This is a genomic window from Gardnerella sp. C0684A1, from assembly GCF_055326835.1.
Genome location: NZ_JBLTSX010000055.1, coordinates 1 through 256, shown reverse-complemented (window position 1 = coordinate 256; position 256 = coordinate 1). Strand labels below are relative to the sequence as shown.

Here is a 256-nt window from a genome sequence, read left to right as displayed (position 1 = left end):
GACCTGGCCATCTTCGGCTTTGGCGACTACGCCTTCGCCGACAAGCTGCTGCCCAGCCTCAGCACCCTCAGGCCGCCCGCCCGCGAGATGGGCCGGGCGGCGGTGGACATCGTCACGGCCCTGCAGGCCGGTGCCGAGGATGTCGCGCGGGTCGTGGAGCTGGGCTGCGAGCTGGTGGCGCGCGAGAGCGCCTAGCCGCAGCGTCGCGCCTTCGGGTGATTGCCAAGGCCACGCCGCTTGCAGTAGAACCCTGTCC

At 71.5% G+C, this 256-nt stretch carries 1 protein-coding gene; it reads left to right on the top strand.

All coding sequences use genetic code 11. The features are described 5' to 3' along the window. The coding region (locus ACNEUN_RS06330) for a substrate-binding domain-containing protein (RefSeq protein WP_463631595.1) at nucleotides 1–195 on the top strand (195 nt) is incomplete at its 5' end. Nucleotides 196–256: the final 61 nt, after the last annotated feature.